13 protein-coding genes and 1 tRNA gene are annotated in these 16,351 nt (G+C 34.5%); 9 read left to right on the plus strand and 5 right to left on the minus strand.

Annotation, left to right across the window (positions count from 1 at the left end):
- Nucleotides 1–206: 206 nt before the first annotated feature.
- The 5 genes from IL45_RS08640 to IL45_RS08660 all read left to right on the plus strand — a co-directional run bounded on the left by IL45_RS08640 (nucleotide 207) and on the right by IL45_RS08660 (nucleotide 9,780).
- Nucleotides 207–3,377: a UvrD-helicase domain-containing protein gene (locus IL45_RS08640; protein WP_036582822.1), complete on the plus strand. Its 3,171-nt coding sequence runs from the start codon at nucleotides 207–209 to the stop codon at nucleotides 3,375–3,377.
- 44 nt (nucleotides 3,378–3,421) lie between these two features.
- Complete coding sequence (kbl, locus tag IL45_RS08645; protein ID WP_036582824.1) at nucleotides 3,422–4,618, plus strand: glycine C-acetyltransferase; 1,197 nt, start codon at nucleotides 3,422–3,424, stop codon at nucleotides 4,616–4,618.
- A gap of 113 nt (nucleotides 4,619–4,731) precedes the next feature.
- Complete coding sequence (locus IL45_RS08650; RefSeq protein WP_036582826.1) at nucleotides 4,732–6,105, plus strand: OmpA family protein; 1,374 nt, start codon at nucleotides 4,732–4,734, stop codon at nucleotides 6,103–6,105.
- A 96-nt stretch (nucleotides 6,106–6,201) separates the two neighbouring features.
- On the plus strand, nucleotides 6,202–8,943 hold the full coding sequence (locus tag IL45_RS08655) for a PD-(D/E)XK nuclease family protein (protein ID WP_036582827.1): 2,742 nt from the start codon (nucleotides 6,202–6,204) through the stop codon (nucleotides 8,941–8,943).
- Nucleotides 8,944–9,780 (plus strand): alpha/beta hydrolase family protein, encoded by an 837-nt coding sequence (locus IL45_RS08660; RefSeq protein ID WP_036582829.1) that lies wholly within the window; start codon nucleotides 8,944–8,946, stop codon nucleotides 9,778–9,780.
- Between the two features lie 10 nt (nucleotides 9,781–9,790).
- Here the strand turns inward: IL45_RS08660 and IL45_RS08665 are convergent.
- A tRNA-Ala gene (locus IL45_RS08665) sits at nucleotides 9,791–9,864 on the minus strand.
- A gap of 69 nt (nucleotides 9,865–9,933) precedes the next feature.
- Between IL45_RS08665 and IL45_RS08670 the strand changes: the two genes are divergently transcribed.
- The 3 genes from IL45_RS08670 to IL45_RS08675 all read left to right on the plus strand — a co-directional run bounded on the left by IL45_RS08670 (nucleotide 9,934) and on the right by IL45_RS08675 (nucleotide 11,934).
- Nucleotides 9,934–11,271, plus strand: a complete 1,338-nt coding sequence (locus tag IL45_RS08670) for an MATE family efflux transporter (protein ID WP_036582832.1) — start codon at nucleotides 9,934–9,936, stop codon at nucleotides 11,269–11,271.
- Between the two features lie 79 nt (nucleotides 11,272–11,350).
- Nucleotides 11,351–11,485: a hypothetical protein gene (locus IL45_RS15340; RefSeq protein ID WP_262496353.1), complete on the plus strand. Its 135-nt coding sequence runs from the start codon at nucleotides 11,351–11,353 to the stop codon at nucleotides 11,483–11,485.
- A complete protein-coding gene (locus IL45_RS08675) occupies nucleotides 11,482–11,934 on the plus strand; it encodes a 6-pyruvoyl trahydropterin synthase family protein (RefSeq protein WP_036582835.1) in 453 nt (150 codons plus the stop codon). Before IL45_RS15340 ends, IL45_RS08675 begins: the two co-directional genes overlap by 4 nt.
- An 89-nt stretch (nucleotides 11,935–12,023) precedes the next feature.
- Here the strand turns inward: IL45_RS08675 and hemF are convergent, their stop codons facing one another.
- The 4 genes from hemF to IL45_RS08695 are packed head-to-tail and all read right to left on the minus strand — an operon-like array spanning nucleotide 12,024 to nucleotide 15,394.
- Nucleotides 12,024–12,926: an oxygen-dependent coproporphyrinogen oxidase gene (hemF, locus tag IL45_RS08680; RefSeq protein ID WP_036585226.1), complete on the minus strand. Its 903-nt coding sequence runs from the start codon at nucleotides 12,924–12,926 to the stop codon at nucleotides 12,024–12,026.
- A 2-nt stretch (nucleotides 12,927–12,928) separates the two neighbouring features.
- The gene (locus tag IL45_RS08685; RefSeq protein ID WP_036582836.1) at nucleotides 12,929–13,717 is read right to left on the minus strand and encodes an EI24 domain-containing protein; all 789 of its coding nucleotides are present in this window, start codon (nucleotides 13,715–13,717) and stop codon (nucleotides 12,929–12,931) included.
- Between the two features lie 2 nt (nucleotides 13,718–13,719).
- On the minus strand, nucleotides 13,720–14,739 hold the full coding sequence (gene hemE / locus IL45_RS08690) for a uroporphyrinogen decarboxylase (RefSeq protein ID WP_036582838.1): 1,020 nt from the start codon (nucleotides 14,737–14,739) through the stop codon (nucleotides 13,720–13,722).
- On the minus strand, nucleotides 14,732–15,394 hold the full coding sequence (locus IL45_RS08695; RefSeq protein ID WP_051788704.1) for a uroporphyrinogen-III synthase: 663 nt from the start codon (nucleotides 15,392–15,394) through the stop codon (nucleotides 14,732–14,734). The genes hemE and IL45_RS08695 overlap by 8 nt, the downstream gene beginning before the upstream one ends.
- 322 nt (nucleotides 15,395–15,716) lie before the next feature.
- On the opposite strand from IL45_RS08695, the gene IL45_RS08700 reads away from it, so the two are divergent.
- Nucleotides 15,717–16,298 (plus strand): Crp/Fnr family transcriptional regulator, encoded by a 582-nt coding sequence (locus IL45_RS08700; RefSeq protein WP_036582839.1) that lies wholly within the window; start codon nucleotides 15,717–15,719, stop codon nucleotides 16,296–16,298.
- Nucleotides 16,299–16,351 lie beyond the last annotated feature (53 nt).

The following is a 16,351-nucleotide window of genomic DNA, read 5'->3' on the forward strand; positions in this document are numbered from 1 at the left end:
AAGGATAAATTTAAACACAAACGATGATATGTTAAAATTTCTGATGTTATAATATACTTAATCTTGTAAAAGATTCATCTTCAAAGAATTTATCATAATAAAAAGAGATCCTAATAACGTCACCGAAATCTAATTGACAATTAATCTAAACCTCAAATTAAGGATTAAGTTCAATTACGTTTCAGTTTTTCATCATACCTTTGAGTATGACCTCATCTCCTACTACTTTTTATAGTGCCAGTGCTGGTTCTGGTAAAACTTATACACTAGCGAGAGACTATCTCACGCTTCTTTTTAAATCTCAATTTAATAATCATTATCGCAAGATTCTAGCAGTAACTTTTACTAACAAAGCTGTTGCAGAAATGAAAGAACGTGTACTAGAGCATCTATACAATTTTGGAAAACAATCAATTCCGGATAGTAGTCTAGGCATCTTTGACCATATAAAAAAAGTTACAGGATTAAATGATGATCAACTCACAAAGAGAGCAACCATCATCCATCAACGCCTTTTACATGACTACTCTGCTTTTGACATAGTTACAATTGATGCATTCAATCACCGCATCTTGCGCACTTTTGCAAAAGACATTGATTTGCCCGCTGGATTTGAAGTAGAATTAGACACAGATTCTTTAATTAATAAAGCAATTCAAAATTTACTCGCTCGTGCTGGTAGGGATAAGGAACTTACTAAAAAACTAGTAAGCTTCTCACTTTCCAAAATTGATAATAATAAAAGTTGGGATGTCGCTTATGATCTGATGCAAATATCTGCATTGATAAAAAATGAAAACCATTTTAAATATCTAAAATCTCTTGAAAGCAAGACCAGCGAAGATTTTGATAGACTTGCTCAAAATCTGAAGCTTAAAAACAAAGACCTAAAAACACAATTAATTGAACTAGCTCAAGTTTTAATTGATAAATCAGCTCAGCAAGGTCTAGAACCTACTGATTTTAAAGGTGGTTCCAACAGTATTTTTAATACAATAGTAAAAGTCTCAAATGATATTTTTACTGTAAGCCCAGATTCAGGATCTGTAAAAAACCTAATTGCAGGAAATTTATATGCAAAAACTCAAAAACAATCTATTAAAGATAGCATCGATATTTTAAGGTCAGATATTGCAGATTTTGGTAATGCTTACAAGGCCACTTATGGACATATAAAATTTCATGAAAACATCATTAAAAGTATTGTTCCGTTATCACTTCTTAACGAGTTGATGCATGAAATAAACATTATTAAAAAAGAAGAACAAATTGTACCTATATATGAGTTCAATGGTCTTCTTAGAAATCAAATAAAAGATCAGCCTGCACCTTTCATATATGAACGACTAGGGGAAAAATATCGTCACTACTTTATTGATGAATTTCAAGATACTTCTCGCATGCAATGGGAAAACATGATGCCCTTAATTAGTAATGCAATCCAAAGCATCGACGATTATGGAGATAGCGGGACCTTAATGCTTGTCGGTGATGCAAAACAATCCATATATAGATGGCGTGGTAGTGACGCTAACCAGTTTTTAGATTTATTAAAAGAAGATCAATTATTTGAACTTAATAAAAGTAATGAAACCCTAGAATATAACTGGCGTAGCTATGACAACGTTATTGAATTCAACAATGATTTTTTTAAATTTTATGGTGATTACTTAAATAACGATACTTATAAAAATCTTTATCAAAATTATCTGCATCAAAATGCAACACATAAAAAAGGTGGATATGTTCAGGTTGACTTTTTAAACAAAGAAGATTTTTCATTTGACGATGATGAAGATATAATAACTCCATATCCGCAACACGTGCACAGTTTAATCAAGAAAATTGTTTCACAAGGATTTGAACTAGGTGATATATGCATTCTAGTGCGCAAGCACACACAAGGTCATGAGCTTGCTCAATATTTAGTAAAACAAGACATTACTGTAGTATCTGGTGATAGCCTTCTAGTTGAAGCGTCACCGCGTGTACGTTTATTAGTCGAATTCATGAAAATGTCGCATCAACCTGACCAGCAAGCTCTTAAACTAGCATTTCTTCTTGAATATGTGCAATATTATCAACTTGAAGACAAAAACACATTTATCGTTAATCATATTAATTTATCATTCAATGAGATCTTAGAGGTTGTATTTAATGACGATATATCGTTTATGGAGTCCGCTTTCGCGAAAGCGCCTTTATTCAAAGCAACAGAACAAACAGCTCATGCATTAGGGCTATTTAAAGAGCAAGATTTAAGATTACAATCATTTCTAGAATTAGTATTTGAATTTTCCAATAGTCAAGATGTTTCCCTGTCCAGATTTTTAGAACACTGGGAAAAGAAAAAAGAAAAATTGAGTGTTCCAGCAACGCCAGATCCGCAAGCTGTGCAAATCATGACCATTCATAAGTCCAAAGGTTTAGAATTTCCGGTTGTAATTGTCCCCTATTCCGACACACAAGCAGACTTTTCAATTAAACCTACAGATTGGGTTTCAGTAAGCCCTGCAGCTTATGAAGGTTTTGAACACCTTTATATGTCGCTAGCAAGTGAGGCCAAGTTTTATCCTATTCATGCACAGGAAGTATATACAACCCATCTTCATAAAACACAAATGGACCATATTAATGGACTTTATGTTGCTTTTACTCGTGCAGTAGAACAACTATATGTGTGCAGTATTGATAAACCAGAATCCAAAACTCAAAAGGAATCTTCACTAAGACATGGACAGCTACTGAAAAGATTCCTGGAACGTGATACGGCGTGGAATAAAGAAGAAATGGATCTAGTGACTTCTTTTCAAAAAGGTACGCCTATTCAATTAGCCACTAGTAAATCTAGCACACCAACTCTACCATTAGGCAATTATCAGGTTTACTCTACAGGATCTCGCACAGACTTTTCTACCAGACGTGGAATGTTATGGGCTAGTGGTGTTCAAGAAGCTATTAATAAAGGTAATTTACTTCACGATTATATGTCACAAATTGAGTCTATTGAAGACTTACCTGCGGTTGTGTTAAAGATTCAAAATGATGATTACATTTCTTCTCAGGTAAAATCAGAGTTAATAGAAACTCTCAATCTATTAATAAGTCCACAATATTTTGAAAAGTACTTCAAACCTGATTTAAATATCTTAAATGAACGTGGAATTTTAACACCAGAAGGCAAGAAGTTTATTCCAGATCGACTTATAATAGACAATGGTCAGGTAACGATTATTGATTACAAAACAGGCGCGCAACTAGAGAAACATAGAGATCAGCTAGATTATTATGCTGCCTTATTACTACAAATGGATTATAAAATAAAAGAAAAGGTATTGATATACACCGATGAGTTAAAGGAACTCGTCTGGAATTAAAACAAGTATTGTTTATTACCTTTGAAACACAAAAAAACGCAACTATGTACGGTAGTATGAAAGAGTATCTTCAAAAAGAAATTGAAGAAATTAAAGATCAAGGATTATATAAGAAAGAACGAATCATAACCTCTCCACAAGATGCAGTGATAACATTAGACGATGGCAGTGAGGTGATCAATTTTTGTGCTAATAATTACCTAGGATTATCATCACATCCTGAAGTTATTCAAGCAGCAAAAGACACTTTGGACTCTCACGGTTTTGGGATGAGTTCTGTAAGATTTATTTGCGGTACACAAGACATACACAAAGAGCTTGAACAAAAGCTAGCAGATTTTTACGGATGTGAAGACACGATACTTTATGCAGCATGTTTTGATGCAAATGGTGGAGTATTTGAGCCTTTGTTAGGTAAAGAAGACGCCATCATATCTGACTCATTAAATCATGCATCCATAATTGATGGTGTCCGTTTATGTAAAGCTGCTAGATATAGGTACGCAAGTGCAGATATGGCTGATTTAGAAAAGCAGTTAATTCAAGCAAATGAGAATGGAGCACGATTTAAAGTCATTGTTACTGACGGTGTGTTTTCTATGGATGGTATTTTAGCACCATTAGATAAAATATGTGATTTGGCAGATAAGTATGACGCCCTAGTCATGGTAGATGAATGTCATGCAGCAGGATTTTTAGGTGATACTGGTCGCGGTTCTTTAGAGGCTAAAGGTGTTTTAGGCAGGATAGATATCATAACCGGTACTTTAGGAAAAGCTTTAGGTGGAGCAATGGGTGGATACACCGTTGCAAAAAAAGAAATTATTGAGATCTTAAGACAACGATCTAGACCATATTTATTTAGTAATTCCTTAGCTCCTTCAATAGTAGGCGCTTCTATAAAAGCATTAGAGCTTATAGATTCTAGTACAGACCTTATCGATAAAGTGCAAGCTAACACAGCTTACTTTAAAAAAGGAATGAAAGAATTAGGATTTGATTTTGTAGATGGAGAAAGCGCTATAGTTCCTGTAATGCTATATGATGCAAAACTATCTCAACAAATGGCAGATGCACTTTTAAAAGAAGGAATTTATGTTATAGGCTTCTTTTATCCAGTAGTACCAAAGGAAAAAGCAAGAATAAGAGTACAATTAAGTGCTGCTCACGATAAAAAACATTTAGACAAAGCCATAAACGCATTCAAAAAAGTAGGACTTGAACTAGGAGTTATCGGTTAAATTAAGAGAAATTAACAATTAATCGACATTTTCACGAAAATTTATAGGTTAAAGTCTTGTGAATGCGCAATAACAGAGTAATTTTGTTCTGTTGATTAATAAAAAACCCCAACATGAAAAACATATTTAAAATTTTAGTAGCATGTGCTGTTCTTTTAGGAGCATCATCTGCTAATGCACAAGATGAAGGTAATAGATGGGCTATTTCTGTAGGTGTAAATGCTATTGACCTATATCCAGTAGGAGAAGCTGACCAAGGATTAGGTGACTATTTTGAAAATTTCTTTGACACTGATCACTACAACTTACTAGCAGCACCTAGCCGTTTTCAATTAGGTTACTATGTAGGCGATGGTATTGTTGCAACAGGAGCTTTTTCAGTAAATAGTATTAATAAAGTAGGTGATACTTCAATTGATGATTTATCTTATTACTCTGTAGACGCTGGATTAGAATATAATTTCCGTAATCTTATCAAAGAAGATGGCATTATTGCTCCTTTCGTTGGTGTAGGTGGTGGTTATGTATGGTTAGATGAAAATGGCTTTGGTACTTTCAATGGTACTGCAGGTATCGATTTTTATATTTCTGACAACATAGCTTTCAATTTACAAACAACATACAAGCATGCTTTTGAAGATGCTAATCCAAAGCACTTCCAACATACAGCTGGCTTAAAGTTTACTTGGGGTGGTACTGATACTGACGGTGACGGAATCTATGATGATAAAGACGCTTGTCCATCTGTTGCTGGTTTAGAGCAATTTATGGGTTGTCCTGATTCTGACGGTGACGGTATTGAAGACAGTAAAGATAACTGTCCTAACGCTGCAGGTCCTGCTGAGTCTATGGGATGTCCTGATACTGACGGTGATGGTACTTTAGATAAAGATGATAACTGTGTTAATGAAGCTGGTCCAGCTTATAACAATGGTTGTCCTGATCCTGATACTGATGGTGATGGTGTTGTAGATAGTAAAGACAACTGTAAAACAGTTAAAGGTCCTGCTTCTAACAATGGTTGTCCTACAGATAGAGATAATGATGGTGTACTAGATGCTGATGATAAGTGTCCAGACACTCCAGGTATTGCGTCACTAGCAGGTTGTCCTAAACCAGCTGCGCCTACAGTTGAGGAGCAAGAAAAGTTAAACCAGTACGCAAAAACAATCTTATTTGATACAGGTAAGGCTACGATTAAAGCTGAGTCTGCAAAAGTTCTTGCTGATATTACTGCGATTCTTAAGAAATACCCAACTGCAAAGTTCTCAATTGACGGTCACACAGATAGTGTTGGATCTGCTAAATTGAACCAAAGATTATCTGATTCTCGTGCAAACGAAGTGAAAAATTACTTAGTTGCAAATGGAATTGATGAATTCAGACTTTCTTCAGTAGGTTATGGTGAGGCTCGCCCGGTTGCTGATAATAGTTCTAAAACAGGTCGTGCTCAAAACAGACGTGTGGAAATCAACTTAGTAAACTAATTGATTTTTAAACAATAGTAAAAGCGCCACTTCTCAGTGGCGCTTTTTTTATGTCTAATTTTTTAAGACGTCATAGTTTATCAATATCTTGTACATATGAATACATTCTTACATGACGTTATTAGCTCGCTTTATTCTCAAAACTACAACCTCAGTAAACTTACTTATGTAGTTCCTAGTAGAAGAGTTGCAACCTTTCTCAATAAAACCATTGCTGCTTTTTTAGAACAACCTATTTTCGAACCTATTGTATATAGTGTTGAAGACTTCATTAGTCACACAGCACAAGTTGAAATTGCAAGCGATGTAGATTTATTATTTGATTTTTATAACAGTTATCTAAAAATAGAAGGAAATAATACCGCAGACTCATTAGATGAATTTATAACCTGGGCACCAACTATTCTTAAAGATTTTAATGAGATAGATCGTTTTCTAGTACCACCTTCAGATTTTTTTAATTATCTAGGGAATTTAAAAGAACTAGAGCAAGGACATTGGTCCATCCTAGAACCCAAGACAGAGATGATTGAAAAATATCTTCATTTCTGGAAACGATTAGAACTATACTATAGCCAGTTTACAAAAGACTGTACCATAAATGGGATAGTTTATCAAGGTCTAGCTTATAGACTCGCTTTCGCGAAAGCGGAATATCAATCCACCCAGTACAGTAAAGAAACACCAATTATTTTTTTAGGGCTCAATGCTCTCAACAAGGCAGAAGAGGAAATTATTAAGATATTTCTAGATAGCAATAATGCCAAAATTTTTTATGACAGTGATCTTTATTTTCAAGAGAATGAATATCATGAAGCTGGTCGTTTTATAAGACGATATAAAAGTCACTGGAATTATTTTGAACAGCACAATTTAAATATAACCAGTAATAATTTTAACGCGCCAAAAAGTATAAATATCATAGGAACATCTGGCCCTATAGGTATGTGTCAGGTGGCAGGTAAACTTATCAATAAGCTCAATCTAGAATCGATTAATCTGGACACCACAGCCATAGTTCTAGCAGATGAAGCTCTTCTATTACCTCTTTTAAGCGCTATACCCGAAAGTGCTAAGCATCTCAATATTACTATGGGATTAACCTTAGATAAAACACCGCTTGCAAGTTTCTTTAATCAGCTCATCAAACTCAAAGTTGAAGCCACAGATCAAGGTTTTTATTATAAGAATGTAATAGCAGTTTTAGAATCTCACTTTAGCTCTCTTTTAGATCAGACAGCTGTAAAAGAACTTATGAACACAATTCATAAAGAAAATCTAGTTTATATACCCTTTCTAGAGGCTAATCAGGACACTGATAACTTATACATTAATCAATTAAGGTCGGAAGTTATTACGACAACAAACTTAATTAACTATCTCAGTAATATTTCTGATGCTTTACAATCGAAACTAATCGAAAATGAAAACAAGAGATTAGAGCTCGAACAACTATTAGGTATACACAGTGTCATTGAACAAATAAGGTCAATCATAGATGTGCAGTCAGGTATTACCGATTTAAGAACTATTCAATATTTATTTAAGCAATTTTTACCTCAAAAGAAATTAGACTTTATAGGCGAACCTGTTAAAGGGCTTCAAGTAATGGGACTGCTTGAAACTAGAGCATTAGATTATGAAAACATCATTATGCTATCGGTTAATGAAGGCATTTTACCAGCAGGTAAATCTACTGCATCGTACATACCTTATGATATGAAAATCAAGTTTGGTTTACCGACTTACACAGACAAAGACAGCGTTTATGCATATCATTTTTATAGGTTATTACAACGATGCAATAACGCTAATTTCATATACAACTCAGAAACAAATAGTTTAGGCGGTGGAGAAAAAAGCAGGTTTTTAATGCAATTAGAAACTAGTGGTATTAAAAATCATACGATCAATCATAGTCTGTATGCCAATAAAATTACTACTGAAAAAACAGATACTCTTTCCATTAACAAAGACAATCACTACTTTGACAGACTCGGTAAAATAGCAATATCTGGCTTTTCACCATCTAGTATCACAAGCTATATTTATAATCCAATCGATTTTTACAAATCTAAGATCCTAAAAATTAATGACATAGAAGAGGTAGAAGAAGATATGGCGGCTAATACTATGGGAACCATGATTCATAAAACTCTTGAGTCCTTATACCTACCATATATCGATCAAGTATTAGATAGAATTCATTTTAAAGACATAAGAGAAAGATTAAATAATGCCATCAATACGGCCTATCTGGATAGCTACAACACCATACATGATCCACAAGGGAAAAATATTATTATGTATGAGGTGGCTAGACATTACGTCAGTAAAATGATTGCTTATGATGAAGAGCTTGTAAAAAATGGAAACATATTAATTATAAGAAAATTAGAAGTTCGTTATTCTACAACTATTGAAATTAACTCGATAGGAAGTGTAAAACTTCATGGTGAGGTAGACCGTATTGATGAGCTCAATGGTCAAATTAGAATAATAGACTACAAATCTGGAATGGTTGGTAAATCAAATGTTGGTGTTGAGCCAGATAACTATCAAGCATTAATTACAGATTATGATAAATCAAAAGCTTTTCAAGTTTTGATGTATGCTTTTCTATTTTCTAAAAACAATGAGTTTACAGAATGTGTCGCAGGTATCATAAGTTTTAAGAATTTTAAAGAAGGATTTATACCCTACTCGGTTAAAAATGGTAGGTCGTTTCAGCCACGACCTATCGATGTGTTTGAACTAGAGAAATTTGAAGAACAATTACATCAAATAATCATAGAGTTATACAATAAAGATATAGCACTAACTGCAAAGGATCATTAAATGAAAATTGTCTTGAACAACATCATTGATAGAGATCATAGCAAACCTATATTGCTAGATCATTATCACGTACCATCTCAAACTAAATTGCCTGTGGTTATTTTTGCTCATGGCTACAAAGGATTTAAGGATTGGGGTGCTTGGGAATTAATGGGTAAGGCATTTGCAAATGCCGGGTTTTGCTTTATAAAATTTAACTTCTCACATAATGGCGGAACTATAAATAATCCTTTGGATTTTTCAGATTTAGAATCATTCGGTTATAATAATTATAGTAAAGAGGTTCAAGATTTGAATGATGTGATCAACTGGTCTGTATCAAGCTTATCAGAAATAATAGATACCACTAGTATTAACATATTAGGTCATTCAAGAGCTGGAGGAATAACAACCATTGTTGCTTCACAAAACAAAATAGTTAAAAAACTAGTTACACTTGCATCGGTAAGTGATTATAAGTCTAGGTTCCTTAATGGAGAAGCATTACTCAAATGGAAAAACGATGGTGTTTTCTATGTTAAAAATGGACGCACTCAGCAAGAAATGCCTCACTATTATCAATTCTTTGAGGATTACATTCAGAATGAAGAAAAACTATCTATTAAGAATGCTGCACTAAAACTTAAGATACCACATTTAATTATTCATGGAGCCAGCGACGAAACGGTTATGATTCATGAAGGACATCAATTACATCAATGGAGTAAAAAATCAGAATTAGTTGTGATTAGGGAAGCAAATCACACTTTGGGAGCGAGGCACCCATGGAAATCCATCTATTTACCTCAACACTTAAGACAAGCTGTACAATGTTGTATCAATTTTTATAAAAAATAGAATACATCTGTGGAGAATACCGGATTCGAACCGGTCACCTCTTGCCTGCCAGGCAAGCGCTCTAGCCAAATGAGCTAATCCCCCAAAAAATCAATTCAAATATAAAGCATCAGAATTGCTATTAATAAATTTTCAAAACTATATTTTCGAAAAATGCCTTCCACAAATTCGATAACACCTAGAAACATTTTAAGTCTTGCCATTCCGGCTATTATCGCTGGTATAGCAGAACCTCTTATAAGTTTAACAGACGTGGCTGTAATAGGTAATATGAAGGATAACGCTGTTGAAGGTTTACTTGCAGTAGGACTAGTCGGTTCTTTTTTAAGTGCTATTATCTGGACTCTTGCACAAACTAAAACTTCTATATCTAGTATAGTGTCTAACGCATTAGGAAGTAACCAATTAAATAGAATTCATTCTCTTATACCTCAAGTCATTTGGATTAACATCACCTTAGGCATATTAATCTATTTGGTAACCGCACCACTAGCAACATGGATATTTACATTATATAATGCAAAAGGTACAACACTAAATTTATCGATTTCTTATTATCAGGTTAGAGCCCTAGGTTTTCCACTTACCCTTAGCGCCTTTGCTATTTTTGGCGTTTTTAGAGGTATACAAAATACATCTTGGGCAATGATAGCAAGCATATCAGGCGCTATAGTGAATGTCATATTAGACTACACTTTAGTTTATGGAATCGATAGTCTTATCCCGGCATATGGTGTAATGGGTGCGGCATATGCTAGTCTAGCGGCACAAATTGTTATGCTTATTATAGCATTGTATTTTTTATATCAAAAAACACCTTTTCGACTACATCAATTAACCTGGAAACCACACCCTAAACTTAGAAAACACATCATTTTAACGGCTAACTTTTTTTTACGCACCGTTGCCATAAATGTTGCCATATTTTTGTCTTACCGCTATGCCTCTGGATATGGAGATGAATATGGTGCCACACACGCCATATTGATGAATATCTGGCTCTTCTTTTCCTTTTTCATTGATGGATTTGCGAGTGCTGGTAACGCTATAGGTGGAAAACTTTTAGGATCTAAAAATGTTCAAGGACTTAAATATCTAGGTAAAACCACCACCACCTATGGCATTATCGTAGCACTAATATTAATAACTATTTGTGGACTTTTTTACAAAACTATAGGCCATCAATTCACAGATAATGAGACTGTATTTGAATTATTCCTAAGTACATTCTGGATTGTGTTAATTATGCAGCCTATTAATGCTGTGGCCTTTGTATTTGACGGAATTTTTAAAGGTTGGGGCGAGGCTTCTTATTTACGTAATTTACTGTTTGGCCTTACAGCATTTGTGTTCATCCCAGCTCTTCTTATCTTAGATTATGTTAATTTTCAATTAAACGCTATTTGGGTAGCCTTTGGATTATGGATGCTAGGCAGAGCTGCCATTCTCGCTATAAAATTTCACTTAAAGATTAAAACAATGCAGAACTAGATTTATAATATCTCGCTTTCGCGAAAGCATAGTCAGAGAATGCATAATATTTCTAATATCTTTGTCATTAATAATTTAAATGATTCTATTAATTATGGAAGATAATTGGTTTATCAGAATCTCTCAATTCATGGGTGGATCTGGAATTTTCTTAGTGATTGCAATTATTCTACTCATCGTAGTAGGATATAACAAATGGAAATCTAAAAGATGAAAAAAGTAAGAATAACTAAAGAATTTACTTTTGAAACTGGTCATGCACTCTATGGATATGACGGTAAATGCCGCAATGTACATGGGCATAGCTACAAACTAGCTGTAACTGTAATAGGATCACCTATAAATGATGCTAACAATGTAAAGCATGGTATGGTGATAGACTTTACAGACCTAAAAAAGATTGTAAAAGAAGAGATCGTAGACCCATTTGATCACGCAACAGTCTTTAATAAAAACACACCTCACGTTGAGCTAGCTCAAGAACTTAGAGAACGTGGGCACGACGTAATTCTAGCAGATTATCAACCTACTAGCGAAATGATGATTCTAGATTTTGCCGATAAAATTAGAAACAGATTGCCAGAAAATATTGAATTATTCTCTTTAAGACTGCGCGAGACTGAAACTAGTTATGCAGAGTGGCATGCGAGTGATCAACTATAATAACGTATTAGTGAATATTAATTTAAAAGCCTCACAGATTTTAATGATCTGTGAGGCTTTTATTTATAAGATATCCTGATTTTTCATGGTTATACCCAATCTTTAGGATTCTTCAAGACTTCAATCAATTGAGCCTCTGGTGTATCAGGTTCTGGATGGTGATCATAACGCCATTGAACATGTGGTGGCAAACTCATTAAAATACTCTCTATACGGCCGTTAGTTTTGAGACCAAATAAAGTTCCTTTATCGTGTACTAAATTAAATTCCACATAGCGTCCACGTCGTATTTCTTGCCAGTCGCGCTGCTCTTTTGTATACGTTTTATTTTTTCTTTTTTCTGCAATAGGTGTATAAGCATCTAGAAACTGAGATGCCATATCTTTTTGAAAAGCTAGCCAGTCTTCCATAGAATGACTCTCACTAGCCTTACAATAATCATAAAACAAACCACCTATACCACGACCTTCACCACGATGAGAATTATGAAAATAAGCATCACATTTTTCTTTGAATAATGCATAATCTGCTACCTCATGACGATCACATACTATTTTACATATTTGATGAAAGTGAGTCGCATCTTCATCATATAAATAATATGGAGTCAAATCCAATCCACCACCAAACCATGAATCTACAACAGTTCCCTGCTTATCATACATTTCAAAATACCTAAAATTTGCATGAACAGTAGGTACATGTGGATTTACGGGATGTATTACTAGACTTAAGCCTGTGGCATAGAAATCTACATCGCCTACTTTAAAATAAGACTGCATTGCAAGTGGTAATGGCCCGTGAACCTCGCTAATATTAACGCCACCTTTTTCAAATACAGACCCATTTTCAATAACTCTTGTAAAACCGCCGCCACCTTCTTCACGATGCCATTGATCTTCTTTAAAACTAGCTTTATTGTCTATTTCCTCTAGACGACTAGTAATAGTTTCTTGAAGTTCTTTTATAAAATTATAAAACTGTGTCTTAATCATTAAGCGTTAATTTGAGTCTTGTGAGGATCCGGCAGTTTCAGATTCTCTTCATTAATCATTTGTTCTAAGGTGACTCGAGATGCTGCTGTTACCGAAAACGGCAATACTAGTATCACACCTATTATAGGAATAAAAAGCATCCCCATAAACACAATTCCTATTCCTATCGCAATACCTCTATGTCTCTTTACAAAATTGACACTATCTCGATAAGTAAAATGTCTTTCAAGCGTATAATCAATATTTCCAAAACCTGCATAATAAGCTTGGACTATAAAAGCTAACACCGTAAAAACGATACCTACAACCGGTATAAAACTTAACAATAATAAAGGAATTGTTATAGCAAACTCGTAAGCTATATTGCGCAGGTTGATACGTAAGCCACGCCATAATTGCTCCATATTACTAGTATCACGATGTTCTATATGATTGCGAGCATTAGGATAAAAGTGTTTTTCGATACGTTCAGAAACGGGTGACATAAATGGTGCACTCAATGCCATTACTAGATGTTTATATAATATAAACCCTAACAATAAGATGCTTAAACCACTAATCCACTCTGCTACCGTATAAAACCCATCTTTTCCCCATTCCCATATCCATAATTTAGATATAAGATTTGCTAGGTTATCTGAAAGCCCATATGCAGCTAGCCCAACAATACCAGCTATTATAAAACTAATAGCCATAGGAACTAAAAAGAATTGCCATAGCTTTAACTTACCAATGAGAGAAAACCCATCAGCATAAGCTTTTAATCCTTTTATGATGTTTTTAAACACGTCTAGTATTCTTTTACTGCATCCACAAATGCTTGTGCATTAGGCACAGGTATATTTGGTAAAATACCATGACCTAGATTTGCTACAAATTTATCTTTACCAAATTCGTCTATCATTTGTTTCACCATCTTTTTAATGGTCGCTGGTGGAGAGAACAATCGTGATGGATCAAAGTTACCTTGCAGTGTTATATTCCCGCCAGATAGGTAACGAGCATTACGGGCGCTACAAGTCCAGTCCACACCTAGTGCCGCAGCACCACTTTTTGCCATATCACCCAGCGCAAACCAGCATCCTTTCCCAAAAACGATTACCTCAGTATGTGGTTTTAACGCATCCACAATTTGCTGAATGTACTTCCATGAAAACTCTTGATAATCTACGGGAGATAACATTCCACCCCATGAGTCAAAAACTTGTACCGCATTAACACCATGTTGTACTTTTAACTTCAAGTAAGCAATGGTAGTATCTGTAATACGCTGTAGTAATTCATGAGCAGCCTCTGGTTGCGTAAAACAAAACTCTTTTGCCTTATCAAAGTTTTTACTGCCTTGGCCTTGTACACAATAACATAATATGGTCCATGGCGATCCCGCAAAACCTATTAACGGCACCTCATCATTAAGCTCTTGTTTAGTTAAATCTATAGCCTGCATGACATAACTTAAAGAATCTGCCACATCTGGAACTACTACTCTATTTAAATCCTCGGCTGTTCTTATGGGATTAGGCAACCATGGTCCGACACCATTCTTCATCTCTACATCAATGTTCATCGCCTGTGGTATCACAAGGATATCAGAAAAAAGAATTGCGGCATCTGTTCCTATTTGCTTGATAGGCATTACAGTGATCTCTGTAGCTAACTCTGGAGTCTGACAACGTGTAAAAAAATCATACTTCTCTTTTAACTTCATGAAATCTGGCAAGTATCTTCCTGCCTGACGCATCATCCATACCGGTGGTCTATCTACAGTTTCTCCTTTTAGTGCTCTTAAAAATAAATCGTTTTTAATCATTTTGTAATGCTTTTACAGCGGTGACTATGGTGTTTTCTACTGTGGTTTTATGTGCCACTTTCACATTTTGAGTATATATTCTTGCCGCTTCTGCGGTTGTTTCACCTATGCATATAGCTAGATGAATATTTTCAGGATTCGCTTTCGCGAAAGCGTGAACACCACGAGGACTGAAGAACATTACAGCATCAAAAATACAATCAAATGACTTTTCTACCGCGATAGAATCATACACTTTTACCTCTATAAAACTTATTTGTGTCGATAAAAGTGCCTGTGGCAGCTCATCACGACGATGTGCACCACAGAAGTAGACAAATTTTAAGTGAGAATATTTTTCTATAATAATCTGGGCTAGCTGTGCTGCGTTTTCTGCTTGCTCTTTTATGAAATAACCTTTCTCAATTAAATGAGATGCTGTTTTCTCACCTACTACATAGAAATCATGATCAGATATTTGTAACGAACTTATAGCTTCTAATGCATTTGAACTGGTGACGATAATATGTTCACAATGGAGTCCAGTGGCATCATAGTCAATCTTTTTTATCTCAAGCACATCAAAATGCACCATCGACAATCCAGTAGCAAGTAACAACTCTGATTGTGCAGCAGTGAGCTTTTTAGTTGAAAGAATACGTTTATTAATATTCAATTTCTTATTTTATAGTCAGAATTGAAAGTAAGTTTTAAAGTATAAAGATAAGTAGTTCTACTATATCGATTTCTAGTTTTGGAAAACCCTATTTTATTGTGGAAGAATCTACGGACAATTTAAAAGTTTGATAAATAATTTAATCAAAAAACACACTTTATCGGATGCAGATTTTTAAAATATGCAAAAAAATATTATGCCTTTAATAAACTGACTTAAAGCACTTTAAACAACGTTAAAGATATTAAAGTTTACACAATCAGTAGGTGTTCTAATTTATTTGCAGCATCTTTAGCCTTGAAAAGAGTAAAATTGAGTTATTATGGAATTACCAAAGTTCCTTCACGAATTAACACAGGATGAAAACACTCCTAGCCTAGAATATGCGCAGGAAGTTTTTAATCTTTTGGAGGTCAAGAAAGTACGAAAAAAAGAAACTATTCTCTATTTAGGAGACACAGCAACTAAAATTTACTTTGTAAAAAAAGGGATTTTAAAGTGCAGTATCATGGATGATAGCGGCAACTTACACACGACTAGATTTGTTGCAGAAAATGACGCTGTTACCTCTATGGTAAGTTATATAGAACAAAAACCTTCTAATATACAAATTGACTGTGTAGAAGATGCTGAGGTATTGTGCTTCAAATATGAAGATTTCCAATACATGAGCAAGCTTTATCCTGGACTAGCTACTGCCTTTCATAGAATTATGTTGCGCAGGTATCATGGTTTACTAGATGAAAAAGCTAGAATGATAAGTAGAGATGCCACCAGTAGATATTTAAAGTTTATAGAGCTATATCCAGCAATAGTAGAGAGACTACCTCTTAAAGAGATTGCATCATTCTTAGGGATTAGACAACAATCCTTAAGTAGATTGCGCAGTAAAATTGACGAGTAAGCTTTAACCTTGATTTGAGATTAACTTATCTTTGCTATTCTAAATGATAGAAT

The organism is Nonlabens ulvanivorans (assembly GCF_000732625.1).
GTDB lineage: Bacteria > Bacteroidota > Bacteroidia > Flavobacteriales > Flavobacteriaceae > Nonlabens > Nonlabens ulvanivorans.